Source organism: Sphingomonas sp. UBA978 (assembly GCF_002292295.1).
GTDB lineage: Bacteria > Pseudomonadota > Alphaproteobacteria > Sphingomonadales > Sphingomonadaceae > Sphingomonas.
This window is the reverse complement of record NZ_DBBS01000018.1, coordinates 335,567-348,650: the sequence shown is the minus strand read 5'-3', so window position 1 is coordinate 348,650 and position 13,084 is coordinate 335,567. Positions and strand designations below refer to the sequence as shown.

The 13,084-nt window shown below is 70.2% G+C and carries 10 protein-coding genes; 4 read left to right on the top strand and 6 right to left on the bottom strand.

What is annotated here, in order from left to right; genetic code table 11:
- The coding region (locus tag B2515_RS11435; RefSeq protein ID WP_293876368.1) for a BapA/Bap/LapF family prefix-like domain-containing protein at positions 1-532 on the bottom strand (532 nt) is incomplete at its 3' end.
- A gap of 164 nt (positions 533-696) precedes the next feature.
- On the opposite strand from B2515_RS11435, the gene B2515_RS11430 reads away from it, so the two are divergent.
- Positions 697-963 carry a hypothetical protein gene (locus tag B2515_RS11430; RefSeq protein WP_293876366.1) on the top strand — a complete coding sequence of 89 codons (267 nt, stop codon included), beginning with the start codon at positions 697-699 and terminating at the stop codon, positions 961-963.
- A gap of 102 nt (positions 964-1,065) precedes the next feature.
- Entirely contained in the window at positions 1,066-1,263 is a 198-nt protein-coding gene (locus B2515_RS11425; RefSeq protein ID WP_293876364.1) for a hypothetical protein, read from the top strand.
- Here the strand turns inward: B2515_RS11425 and B2515_RS11420 are convergent.
- Positions 1,220-1,621, bottom strand: coding sequence for a hypothetical protein (locus tag B2515_RS11420; protein WP_293876362.1), 402 nt, complete (start codon positions 1,619-1,621; stop codon positions 1,220-1,222). The two genes, B2515_RS11425 and B2515_RS11420, sit on opposite strands and share 44 nt — an antisense overlap.
- 232 nt (positions 1,622-1,853) lie before the next feature.
- Between B2515_RS11420 and B2515_RS11415 the strand changes: the two genes are divergently transcribed.
- Together B2515_RS11415 and B2515_RS11410 are read left to right on the top strand one after the other, a co-directional pair.
- Positions 1,854-3,677 (top strand): copper resistance system multicopper oxidase, encoded by a 1,824-nt coding sequence (locus B2515_RS11415; protein WP_293876360.1) that lies wholly within the window; start codon positions 1,854-1,856, stop codon positions 3,675-3,677.
- Complete coding sequence (locus B2515_RS11410) at positions 3,674-4,786, top strand: copper resistance protein B (RefSeq protein WP_293876358.1); 1,113 nt, start codon at positions 3,674-3,676, stop codon at positions 4,784-4,786. The genes B2515_RS11415 and B2515_RS11410 overlap by 4 nt, the downstream gene beginning before the upstream one ends.
- Positions 4,787-4,790: 4 nt before the next feature.
- Here the strand turns inward: B2515_RS11410 and treY are convergent, their stop codons facing one another.
- The 4 genes from treY to glgX form a co-directional block, all read right to left on the bottom strand.
- Positions 4,791-7,100 (bottom strand): malto-oligosyltrehalose synthase, encoded by a 2,310-nt coding sequence (gene treY / locus B2515_RS11405; RefSeq protein WP_293876357.1) that lies wholly within the window; start codon positions 7,098-7,100, stop codon positions 4,791-4,793.
- Complete coding sequence (gene malQ / locus B2515_RS11400; protein ID WP_293876356.1) at positions 7,097-8,992, bottom strand: 4-alpha-glucanotransferase; 1,896 nt, start codon at positions 8,990-8,992, stop codon at positions 7,097-7,099. Before malQ ends, treY begins: the two co-directional genes overlap by 4 nt.
- 223 nt (positions 8,993-9,215) lie before the next feature.
- Positions 9,216-10,910, bottom strand: a complete 1,695-nt coding sequence (gene treZ, locus B2515_RS11395; protein WP_293876354.1) for a malto-oligosyltrehalose trehalohydrolase — start codon at positions 10,908-10,910, stop codon at positions 9,216-9,218.
- Entirely contained in the window at positions 10,907-13,018 is a 2,112-nt protein-coding gene (gene glgX / locus B2515_RS11390) for a glycogen debranching protein GlgX (RefSeq protein WP_293876352.1), read from the bottom strand. The genes treZ and glgX overlap by 4 nt, the downstream gene beginning before the upstream one ends.
- Positions 13,019-13,084 lie beyond the last annotated feature (66 nt).

Here is a 13,084-nt window from a genome sequence, read left to right as displayed (position 1 = left end):
CCGCCGCGCCGTCGCCACGGACCGCGCCGGTCGGCGCGGCGGGCGGATCGCGATCGGGGGCGGGGGTGCCGGGATCGGGTTCCTGCCCGCCGCTCGGCCGGGCGTCGTCGTCGCCGCCGCTGCCGCTCGCGATCGCGGCGATGCCGGCGGCGGCAGCGAGACCGCCGAGCAGCGCGGTAATGGCGAGCGACGAGCCGCCGCTGCCGCCGTGCGCGGCGAGCAGGTCGTCGAGGTCCTGGATCAGCGAGAAGCGGGGCGCGCCGGCGCCGGGCTTCGCGAGCCACAGGCTGCCGTCATTCTCGCGCAGGACGAGATCGTTGGGGACGGTGGCATTGGGGGGATAGAAATCGACGATGCGGATGGTCTCGCCATCGGCCAGCCGGATGAGGAGGTCGGCGCCCTGCTGCTCGAAGCCCGCGACCTGTGCGCGGGTGATATCGAGGCGGACGATGCTCGGGGCGTCGAGATCGATCGCGTCGCCGGCCACTTCGGTGATCGCACCGGTCGCCTTCGAGATCACTTCCACGTTCATCACCGTCTCCCTGTGCGGGACCGGCACCCGTGTCGTTACGCGACTCGGGCAGGGTGCGGGTCCGTCACGACCATGAACCGCCCCGCCCCCGTCTGGCTTCCTGAGTTCCGGTTCCGGAACCAATTCCCGTTGCCGCGGCGGCGCCCGCCCCTAGCCTTGCCGGCATGAATCAAGAGGCCGAATATCTGTGGCGGCGCGAATTGCGCGAATTGCGCATGGCCCGCCGCGCGCGCTGCCCGCGGGCGAGGGGCGTCCATCGCCACCTCGCCAGCGTCTATGCCAGCCGGCGTGCGGCGATCGACCCGCACGGGCTGCGTCGTCCGTCCCGCTGGGCGGCGTTCGTCGCGCTGATCCGCGGCGTCTGGCGCGGCGGAGGGACGGTACGGCACGATGCAGGCGCGCATTCGGCCGACAGGGTCGATTCCGCCTGATCCCGATTTCGGATTTCCGGCGGATGATTGCCGTTTGACGTCATGGTCGCCGCGATGGCAGGGAGCGTTCGGGTTCGCGCGAAGCGGAGCGAAAGTTCGAACATGGCGACTGACAATGCGACACGCCTCGCCGAGGCGCGCGACCTGGTGGAGCGGGCGATCCGGCTGGTCGTGGCGGCGGACGAGACGCTCGCCGCGGCGGAACTGGAGCAGGCGCTCCACACGATCCACGATCGCGCCGCGTCGGCGGCGCGCCTCAGTTCAGACTCGGTACCCGGGCGGCCATCTGCGATTCAATGACGGCGCGGCAGGTGTCCGCCATCATGCGGAAACCGGCCTCGGTCAGCGTCGCCGTCCCGTCGCGCACCGCCACGAGATCGCGCTGGACGAAGACGTCGGTCCAGCGTCGCGCGACCGCGGGCGCGGCGGGCGTCGCCTGGACCAGCGCGGCAACCGGCAGCGCATGGCCATCGGCGACGAACAGCGCGAGCAGCATGTCGAGCGACGGGCAATGGACGAATTCGGGCGGCATCGCCCTTTGCATCGCCCGGCGGGCGGCGATCAGGCCGAGCGCGGCGCCGTGCAGCTGTTGCAGCATGACGGGGGATCGCATCGCGATCGTTTTCGCCCAGAATTCGACCAAGCGCTCGTCCGACACGGCTGCTCCTCGACCCGATCCGCCCTGCAAACGCAGTCTGGGTAATTTGGTTTAACAAAAAATGTTCAGCTAATTCATTTTGTTGGTCTTGTCCCTGCCGCAATGGCGGTGCGGCGCGCGGGTCCGAAAGCCGATACGGCGATCCCGTTCATGGTTCGGACGGGCGAAACCTGCGAAAGGGCGGCGTGGAGCTGGTGCCGGCGCAAGGGCGCGCGGCGATGATGGGATAGAGATGACAAGGATGATCGACCGGCGCGGCCTGCTGCGCGATGCGGCGCTGGCCGGGGGCGGCATGGCGATGGGGCTGCCCGCCCCCGCATGGGCGCAGGGCGTGTCGCAGGGGGCGTCGCAGGGCCTCGCCGATGCGCTGCCGGTGGTGTCGGGCGAGGCGATCACGCTGCGGATCGCGCGCGAGACGATGCGGATCGACGGGAAGCCGTCGCGCGCGATCGGTATCAACGGCAGCGCGCCGGGGCCGCTGATCCGCCTGCGCGAGGGACAGGAGGTGGCGATCCGCGTCGTCAACGCGCTCGATACCGACACGTCGCTGCACTGGCACGGCCTGCTCGTGCCGTTCCAGTATGACGGCGTGCCGGGCGTCTCCTTTCCCGGCATCCGCACCGGCGAGGCCTTCACCTATCGCTTCACGGTGCGGCAGAGCGGCACCTACTGGTATCACAGCCATTCCGGCGGGCAGGAGCAGGAGGGGCTGTACGGGCCGATCGTGATCGACCCGGCGGGGGCGGACCCGGTGCGGTTCGACCGCGAGCATATCGTGATGCTGTCCGATCACAGCCCGGCGAGCCCGGCGGCGATCTTTCGGCGGATGAAGCTGCAACCGGGCTATTACAATTACCAGCGGCAGACGCTGGGCGGGCTGATCGCGGGCAAGGATCAGAGCGCGGGCGAGCGGCTGGACTGGGGGCGGATGCGGATGGACCCGGCGGACATCGCCGACGGCACCGGCGCGACCTACACCTATCTGGTCAACGGCCGCGGGCCGGCGGACAATTGGACCGCGCTGTTCCGGCCGGGCGAGCGGGTGCGGCTGCGCATCGTCAATGCCGCGGCGATGACGACGTTCAACGTCCGCATACCCGGGCTGCGGATGACCGTCGTCGCCGCCGACGGGCTGGCGGTGCGGCCGGTTGACGTCGACGAATTCCAGATCGGCGTCGCCGAAACCTATGACGTGATCGTCACGCCTGCCGAGGCACGCGCCTATAAGCTGGTCGGCGAGAGCGTCGACCGGTCGGGCATGGCGCGCGCGACGCTGGCGCCGCAAGGCGGGATGGCCGCCGCGGTGCCGCCGCTGCGACCGCGGCCGCTCGCGACGATGACCGACATGGGTATGGGCGGGGGCATGGCCGGGGAAATGGGCGGGATGGCCGGGATGGACCATGGCGCGATGCCCGGCATGGATCACGGCGGAATGGCCGGGATGGACCACGGCGCGATGGATCATGGCGCTATGAACCATGGCACGATGGATCACGGGTCGATGGCGATGCGCGATTTCGCGGTGGCGCCACAGGTCAAAAAGGGAGCGGGGGTGCAGACCATCTCTCCCATGCCGGTCGACCGCACCGGTTATCCGGGGCAGGGGCTGGAGGACGTCGGCCATCGCGTGCTGACCTATCGCGACCTGATCGCGCTGACCCGCAACCCCGACGTGCGCGCGCCGGGGCGGCAGCTCGACGTCCATCTGACCGGCAACATGGAACGGTTCATGTGGTCGTTCGACGGGGTCAAGATGTCGGACACGCACGTCCCCTTCGCCTTCACCGAGGGCGAGAGGGTGCGGGTGCGCCTCGTCAACGATACGATGATGGCGCACCCGATCCACCTGCACGGCCATTATTTCGAGCTGGTCACCGGTCATGGCGCCTATGCGCCGCGCAAGCATACGGTGATCGTCCAGCCGGGCGGAATCGTCAGTTTCGACCTGACCGCGGATGCGGTGGGCGACTGGGCGTTCCACTGCCACATGCTCTATCACATGCTGGCGGGGATGATGCGCGTGGTGAGCGTGCGGCCGCGCGGAGAGGCGGCATGAGCGCGCTGCTGGGCGCGCTGCTCGTCGCCGGCGGGGTGCAGGATCACAGCATGCACAATATGCCGGGCATGACGATGCCGATGCCGTCGGCGAAACCCGCCGCCCGCCCCAAAGCGAAGCCGGTGCCGAAACCGGCGACCCGACCCCCGGCGCGCCAATCCGCGAAACCGGCCGCGCGTGCCGCAGCGCCACGGCCGCAGGCCGCGCCGACGATGGACCATGCGCAGATGGACCATTCGACCATGGACCATTCGCAAATGGACCATTCAACCGTGGATTCGCCGACCATGGATCATGCGACGATGGATCACGGCGCGATGGCCCCGGCGGCCGGGGCCGCGGAAAAGCTGGGGACGGACCTGCCACCCGGCGATGCGGCCGCACCGCCACCGCCCTTGCCGCATTATGCCGACCGGATCTGGGACCCGGCGGCGATGGCGCGGGGCCGGGCGATCATGATGGGGCCGGACGGCGGCGGGCAGCGGTTCGCGCAGGTGATGGTCAATATCGCCGAATATGGCGTCCGCAACGGCCGCGACGGCTATCGCTGGGATGGCGAGGCGTGGATCGGCGGCGACATCGACCGGCTGGTGGTGAAGAGCGAAGGCGAGGGCGATGCCGGCGGCGGGCTGGAGGCGGCGGAGGTGCGCGCGCTCTACAGCCATGCGATCGGGCCGTATTTCAACCTGCAGGCCGGCGTGCGGCAGGACATCCGGCCGACCCCGGCGCGGACCTTCGCCACGGTCGGCGTCGCCGGCCTCGCGCCCTATTGGTTCGAGGTGGAGGCGGCGGCGTTCGTCTCGACCCGCGGCGAGCTGCTGGGCCGGGTCGAGGCCTATTACGACCAGCGGCTGACGCAGCGGCTGATCCTGCAACCGCGCGCCGAATTCAACCTGTCGGCGGGCGATACGCGGCGGATCGGGCTGGGCAGCGGCGTCACCTCGGCCGATCTCGGCCTGCGGCTGCGCTACGAGGTGCGGCGCGAATTCGCGCCCTATGTGGGGGTGAGCTGGGAACGCGCGCTCGGCGGCACCGCGCGGATCGCCCGCGCGAGCGGTCGCGATCCCGGCGGGGCCGCGCTGGTGCTGGGGATCCGGACCTGGTTCTGACCGGTCAGCCGACCCGATACCAGATCGCGCGATCCGCGAAGAGGTCGGCGGCGGCGATGCTGCCATCGGCGAAATGGATCGTCGCGTCCGGTACCGTAGTGCCGCGGACGAGGGCCGCGACCGCGAGCACCTTGCCATCGGCGTGGCGGGTGAAGGCGAGGATGCGGTCGCTGCCGTCGACCGCGACCGGCTGGTAATCGCCGTCCGCGAACAGGGCGGGATGCGCCCGGCGCAGCGCGAGCAGGTCGGCGATCAGGCGGAACTTGGCCGGCGCGGCGTCGTCGTCGAACAGGGCTGCACGTGCGGCGTAATCGACGGCGCGGCGGTTGTCGGGATCGACGAGGCTGAGGTCGGCGAGCTCGGTGCCCTGATACAGGTCGGGCACCCCGGGCACGGTGTAGCGGAGCAAGGTCTGGACCAATGTGTTCGCCTCCGCCGCGGGGGCGATTTCGGCGACGAAGGCGGTGACCTCCGCGACGAACCGCGGGTCGGACAGGTAACTGTCGACCAGCGCCGCGGCGGCGGCTTCATAGGCTTCGTCCGGCGCCTCCCACGACGAGCGCAATTTGCCTTCGCGCAGCGCCTTTTGCTGCCATGCCTTGAGGCGGTCGGCGAAATCGTCGGACGAGCCGGCGTCGGGCCAGGCGCCGACGATCGTCTGGAGCAGCATGTAGCGGTCGCCGCCGTCGACGTCGTGGTTCCACGCGAAGGACATCGCCTCCCACGCCTCGACGCGGGTGCGCCACGCGTCGGGGATCGTGCTGAGCACCGCGAGCCGGGCACGGACGTCCTCGCCGCGCTTGTGGTCGTGGGTGGCGGTGGTCAGCATCGCACGCGGCACGTCGCGGACGCGATCGGCCATCAGCGCATGGAATTCGTCGATGCCGATACCGAGGACGTTGGCGTCGAAGCCGACGTCGTTGCGCGACAGCAGCCGGCCGGAGCGGTAGAAGGCGGTGTCCTCGACCGACTTGGCGGCGATCGGCGCGGACAGCTGCTGGAAGCGGCGGACCGCGTCGGCAGCTTTGCCGCGATCCTCGCCCGGTCCCTCGCCCGCCAGCCACGCGAGGATGCGATCCGTGACATGCGCCTCGCCCGGCGGGATCAGCCACGATACGCGCTCGCGCACCAGCCCGCGGATCTGCGCATCCTGCACCGCGGCGGCGTCGCCGGTGCCATAGGTGCGATAGACCGGGAAGACCCACAGCAGCCGCTCGATCGCGCGCCGGAGCATCGCTGCGGTGACGGCCTCGTCGGTGTTGAGCGCGACGAACGCGGCGACGCAGGCGTCGAGCTGGCCGGCGAACTGCCACGCCAGCAGGTCCTGCCGCGCCTCGAACTCCTCCGCCTCGAAGCCCTGGTAGCGGCCGCTGACGTCCTGCCACAATTCCTCGAGCGGCAGCGCGCCGAGCGGGTCGTGGATCAGCAGCGCCGCCTGTTCCATGAAGTCGTAGCCGCTGGTGCCGTCGACGCCCCAGCCGACCGGCTGGCCTTCGCCCGCGCCGAGGATCTTCTCGATCACGATCCACGCATCGGGGCCGAGGCGTTCGCGCAAGCGTCGGCAATAGCCGATCGGGTCGGTCAGGCCATCGACATGGTCGACGCGGACGCCCTGGATCAGCCCCTCCTCGTACAGGCGAAAATAGAGCGCGTGCGTCGCCTCGAACACCGCCGGGTCCTCGATGCGGACGCCGGCGAGGTCGTTGACGGTGAAGAAGCGGCGCCAGTTGAGTTCGTCGTTGGCGACGCGCCAGCTGGCGAGGCGGTAATGCTGCCGGTCGAGCACGGCGGCGAGGTCGCCGTCGCGACCGTCGGCACGAAGCGGGAAGCGATGCTCGCCATAGGCGACGACCTCGTCGCCCTCGATCGCGAGGTCGCCGTTGGCGAGCGTGGCGGTGAGCGTGTCGCCGAGCACCGGCAGGACGAGGCGGCGCGACCAGTCGATGTCGAAGACGCGGGCATGGGCGCTGTCCTGCCCCTTCGCCAGCACGTCGTTCCACCAGGCGTTGCCGCCGCCGGCGACGCCCATATGGTTGGGGACGATGTCGATGACGACGCCCATGCCGCGGGCGTGGAGCGCGGCGACGAGGCTGCGGAATCCCGCCTCGCCGCCGAGTTCCGGGTTGATGCGGGTCGGGTCGATCACGTCATAGCCGTGCGTCGATCCCGCCGCGGCGACGGTGATCGGCGAGGTGTAGAGGTGGCTGATGCCGAGCCGGTCGAGATACGGCACCTGCGCCTCCGCATCGGCGAAGGTGAAGCCCTTGTGGAACTGCATGCGATAGGTCGCGCGGGGGAAGGTCTGGATCGTCATGCGGGGGTCTTTGCTGAGAGGAGGGCGGTGCGGCGCGCGACCTCGGGCCGGGCGAGCAGGCCGGCGGTGGTGTCGGGCATGCGACGGCGCCAGTTGGGATGTCCGTCGGTGGTGCCGGGCAGGTTGGGCTGTTCCTCGATCCCGACCAGATCCTCGAGCGGCACGATCGTGATCGGGCAGGGCGCCTGCGCGGTGAAGGCGATCGCCGCATCCACCGCGGGAGCGGGATCGTGCGGGACGGGACCGGTGGCGACGCCCGCTGCGGTGCAGGCGGTCCACAGCGCCTTCTTCTCGCCGATGCGGCGCAGGCGGTCGGCGGGTTCGTCGTTCCCCGACCGCTTCAATTTGTGGTTCCAGGTGATGTCGCGCCCCGTCCACCAGCCCGCCAGCGTCGCGGTGTCGTGCGTGCCGGTCATCGCGACCGCCTGCGCGTCCCAGCCGGAGGACGGCGTGAAGCCGCTGGCATCGCGCTCGAAGGGGAGGACGCGCATGCCGAGCATGCCCCTCGCCGCCATTGTATCGCGGAAGCCGGGCGGCACGGTGCCGAGATCCTCGCCGATCACGATCGCATTCGCCCGGTGCGATTCGAGCGCGAGGATGCGGAGCAGGTCGTCGAAGGGCATCGCCAGATAGGCGCCGTCGCTCGCCTTGCCGCCGTCGGGGATCACCCACAGCCGCTTGAGGCCGAGCGCGTGATCGATGCGCAGCCCGCCGGCATGGCAGAGCGCGGCGCGGACGGTGCGGATGAAGGCGTCGAACCCGGTGCGGCGCAGCGCGAACGGCGACAGCGCGGTGATCCCCCAATTCTGCCCCTGTGGCCCGAGCGGGTCGGGCGGTGCGCCGATCGACAGGCCGGTGAGCAGGTCGCCGCGGCGGCTCCACGCGTGGCTGCCGCCCGCGTCCATGCCGACGGCGAGGTCGGCGATGAGGCCGATCCGCATGCCTGCGTCGCGCGCGGCGGCCTGCGCCCGGGCGAGGCTGGTGTCGGCGAGCCATTGGAGGAAGGCGTAGAAATCCACCTCGCGCGCATGGTCGGCGGCGAAGCGTTCCACCGCGAGGCTGGCGGGATCGTGGAACGCCTCCGGCCAGTCCTGCCAGCCGTGCGTACCGAAATGTGCGTGCAGCGCGTCGTAGCGGGCATGCTCGTTCCAGTCCTGCCGCCGGGCGCGGTCGGCGGTGAAGCGGGCGATGAGCTCGGCAGGCGCGGTGTCGAAGGCGTAGCGGAGATGCGCGAGCCGCGCCGGAAGGGCATGCTGCCAGTCGATCAAAGCGTCGCCGTCCTGTGCCGCGGGCGCCGCGCCGGCAAGGGCCGGGTCGGCGAGCAGGGCGTGGTGAAAGAGGCGGCTCGACGGGGCATAGGGGCTGAAGCGGTCGGCGTCGGTCGGGAACAGCGCGTGGGTCGGGCTGATCGCGAGCGCGTCCGCGCCGGTCTGCGCGAAGGCGCGGGCGGCTTCGGCGAGCGTGCCGAGGTCGCCATAGGGGGTGGCGGTGCCGCCGCGAAGCGCGGGGATCTGCACCGCGGGTCCCCAGCTGTGGCCGGGCGGCGGCGCGACACAGCGGGGCGGCGCGACGGCGAGGGTGATCGCGGCGTCGCCGGTTTCGAGGCGGTGGTGGCCGGGGGTGGCGATCGCGGGGATCGTGCCGTCTGCAGCGATGGTGACGGCGGTGCGCGTGCCGTCTTCGAGGATCAGCGTCGCATGGCCGGGCGTCGCGGCGGTGGCGACCGGGCTGCCGGTATCGGCGGTGACGAAGGCGATGCCACCGGTGCGCGTGTCGAGCGTGTCGAGGATCGCGCGGAGGGTGTCGTCGGCGACCGTGTGCCGGTTACCGTCGGCGTCCTGCCACTCGATCTGGAGACCGGCGGCGGCGGCGTCTCTGGCAAGGTCGGTCATTGGGTACGCGCCTTGCCATGGGGTCGCGCAGAGGGGCGGGCGGCGGCGTGTGCCGTGCGTGTCAGCCGCGCAGCGAAGAAGGTCTGTTCACGCGAAGACGCGAAGACGCGGAGAGAAGAAGAGGGATTCGATGGCCGCGTATCCCCTCCGCGTCTCCGCGTCTCCGCGTGAAACAACCTTCTTGAAGGGCTGCCGCCGGCCCCCGTCGCAGCGCCGTCGCGCCTCATCGTGCGATCCACGCCGCGAAGCGTTCGCCTTCGGCGTGGAGCAGTTCGCCCTCGCCCTGCGGCAGGGGCGCGGGATCATAGGCCAGGTCCAGCGCGATCGTCAGGATGCTGCCGTCGCCCATCCGCCAGCGGGCGGTGACGGCGGCGTCGCCGGTGGCGTCCGCACCGAGCGATGTCGCGCCCGACAGGTGCGGGACGATCGCGGACTGGCGCAGTGCGATGAGATCGCGGATCAGGTCGCGCCAGCCGGTCGCATCCGGGCCCGGCTCCGGACGGGAGCGATCGAACGTCTCCACCGCATTGGGATCGGGAATGCGTTCGCGGGCCGCGGGATCGGCGAAGGCGTCGAACTTGGCGAATTCCTTGCGGCGGCCTTCGCGCACCGCGTCCGCCAGTTCGTCGTGGAAGTCGGTGAAGAACAGGAACGGCGATTCGCTGCCCTGTTCGTCGCCCATGAACAGCAGCGGGATCTGCGGGCCGAGCAGCAGCAGCGCGGTCGCGGCACGCAGACGGGCGGTGTCGGTGAGGACAGTGAGACGCTCGCCGAGCGCACGGTTGCCGACCTGATCGTGGTTCTGGAGGAACGACACGAAGCGCGTCGGCGACAGATGCGCGCTGGGCCGCCCGCGCGGTTTGCCGTCATGGTTGGGCGAGCCCTCGCCCTGATAGATGAACCCCTCCGACAGGCAGCGCGCGAGGCGCTCTGCGGGCCGGTCGGCGAAGTCGGCGTAATACGCGCTCGTCTCGCCGGTCAGCAGGACGTGGAGGACGTTGTGGAAATCGTCGTTCCACTGCGCGTCATAGCCGCCCGTCCGCAGGCGATCGGCGTCATTCTCCTCGTTTTCGAGGACGAGGTGGATGTGGCGATCGGGAAAGGTCGCCCGGATCTCGGCGGCCATCGCGTCGAGGAAGCCGGAGTTGGCGATCGCATGGACCGCATCGAAGCGCAGCCCGTCGATGCGATAGTCGCCGAGCCACATCAGCGCATTGTCGACGAAGAAGCGATGGACCGCCTCGCGTTCGACGGCGACGGCGCCGCCCCATGGCGTATCGACCCCCGCATCGAAGAAATCGGACGCATAGGCGCCGAGGTAATTCCCGTCGGGACCGAAGTGATTGTAGACCACGTCGAGGAACACCGACACGCCGAACGCATGCGCCGCGTCGACCAGCGCCCGGAGGTCGGCGGGGGCGCCATAGGCTTCGGCCGGCGCATAGGGCAGGACGCCGTCATAGCCCCAGTTGCGCGTTCCCCCGAACGCGCCGACCGGCATCAGCTCGACCGCGGTGAAGCCGAGCGCGGCGAGCGTCGGGATCTGGTCCATCACGCCGCGGAAACCGCCGAGCACGCCGGGGTGCAGCTCGATCAGCACCGTCTCCCCCCACGGCCGGCCGCGCCAGCCGGCGGTGGTCCAGGGGTAGGCGGGATCGATCACGAGGCTCCAGCCATGGACGCCGCCCGATTGCGCGCGGCTTGCCGGATCGGGCACGACGAGGTCGCCGCTGCGGAAGCGATAGCGCGTTCCGGCGGCGGCGGCGGTGGTGACGACGAACCAGCCGTCGCCGTCGGCATCCATCGCGACCGGGTCGCCGCCGTCGATCTCCAGCGTCACAGCTGCCCGATCGGGCGCCCACAGCGCGAAGCGCGTACGGCCGTCGGCGAGCGGATCGGCCCCCCAGCGGCGGCTCACGCCGTTGGCTCCTCGACGCCGGCGGTCCAGGTCAGCAGCACAGCGCCCTGCGGCGACACCTCGTAGCTGTCCTCGATCGCGATCTCGCCCTGTTCGGGGCGGGCGCTGTCGATCAGCACCGTCCGCTGGCTGTGCGGCGGCGGCAGGTGGAAGGTGACCGGGTCCTCCGATCCGTTGACGAGCAAAGACACCGCCTCGATCTCGCCCGCGTCGGTGCGCGTCGCGCGGCGCATCATGAGCGCGCGGCCTTCGGGGTTCTGCCAGTCGTCGGGCGACAGCTGCTCGCCGCGCTCGTCCCACCATTCGATGTCGTCGATGCCGTGGCCGGGCGAATCCTGCCCGTAGAGGAAGGTGGCGGCGCGCAGCACCGGATAGCGGCGACGCAGGTCGGCGAGGCGGGCGACATAATCGATCTGGGTCTGACCCTCCGGCGTCGCCGCCGCCGTCCAGTCGAGCCAGCTGATCGCATTGTCCTGGCAATAGGCGTTGTTGTTGCCCTGCTGCGTCCGGCCGAATTCGTCGCCCGCGACCAGCATCGGCGTGCCGAGCGAGGCGAGCAGCGTGGTCAGCATCGAACGCTGCACGCGGCCGCGCGCGTCGTTGATCGCGGGATCGTCGGTCGGCCCCTCGACCCCCCAATTGCGCGAATGGTTGTTGTCGTGACCGTCGCGATTGTCCTCGCCGTTCGCCTCGTTGTGGCGCTCCTCGTACATCACCGTGTCGGCAAGCGTGAAGCCGTCATGCGCGGAGATGAGGTTGACGCTCGCCCATGGCCGCCGCGCGCGGCGATCGAACAGGTCGCCCGAACCCGACAGCCGCGCCGCGAAATCGCCACGCTGCCCCGGCTCGCCGCGCCAGAACTGGCGGACGGTGTCGCGATACTTGTCGTTCCATTCGGCGAAGCCGGGCGGGAAATTGCCGAGCTGATAGCCGCCCGGCCCGACGTCCCACGGCTCCGCCATTAGCTTGAGCCGGCCGAGGACCGGGTCCTGCCGCACCACGTCGAAGAAGGCCGCGCCGGGATCGAACCCGTCGTCCTCGCGCCCGAGCGTCAGCCCGAGGTCGAAGCGGAAGCCGTCGATGCCGAAGCTCGTCGCCCAGTAGCGCAGGCTGTCCGCGACCATCTGGACGACGCGGGCGTTGCTGAGGTTGAGCGTGTTGCCGGTGCCGGTGTCGTTGATCGAATAGCGGGGCTGGTCCTTGACGAGGCGATAGTAGCTGGCGTTGTCGAGCCCGCGCCACGACAGCGTCGGGCCCTTTTCCGACCCTTCGCAGGTGTGGTTGTAGACGACGTCGAGGATCACTTCGATCCCCGCCTTGTGCAGGCGGTGGACGGCGCGGCGCAGTTCGTCCTGGCTGTCGGTCGACATATAGGCCTGTTCAGGTGCGAAGAAGCCGAGCGTGTTATAGCCCCAATAGTTCTTCAGCCCCTTTTCCTGCAGGAACCGGTCCTGCGTGAAGCTGTGGATCGGCAGCAGTTCGAGCGCGGTAACGCCAATCCGCTTGAGGTGCGCGATCACTGCGGGATGGCCGAGCCCGGCATAGGTGCCGCGTTCGCGCGGCGGCACCAGCTCCATCAGCTTGGTCAGGCCCTTGACGTGCGCTTCGTAGACGACCGTTTCCGACCAGCGGGTGTTGGGCCGGGTGTCGCGCGACCAGTCCCAATGGTCGTCGACGACGACCGCCTTGGGCATGGCGGGCGCGCTATCGCGCTTGTCGAACGACAGATCCTCGCGCGCATGGCCCACCTTGTAGCCGTGCAGCGCGTCGGTCCATTTGATCTGGCCGTGCAGCTTGCGGGCATAGGGGTCGAGCAACAGCTTGTTGGGGTTGAAGCGGTGGCCGTTCTCCGGCTCGTAGCGGCCGTGCGCACGATAGCCGTAGAGCAGGCCGGGGGCGGCGTCGGGCAGGTAGCCGTGCCACACCTCGTCGGTGCATTCGGGCAGGCGGATGCGCTGCGTCTCGCGCTTGCCCGAGGGATCGAACAGGCACAATTCGATCGCATCGGCATTGGCCGAGAAGACCGCGAAATTGACGCCCATCCCGTCGAACGTGGCGCCGAGCGGATAGGGCGAGCCCGGCTCGAGCCGGTCGGGCAATGCGTGCACGTCAGGGACCCCCAAGTTGGTTTTGCCGCGCATGAACGCAGGTGCAGCATGGAAGGTCCCGATGCG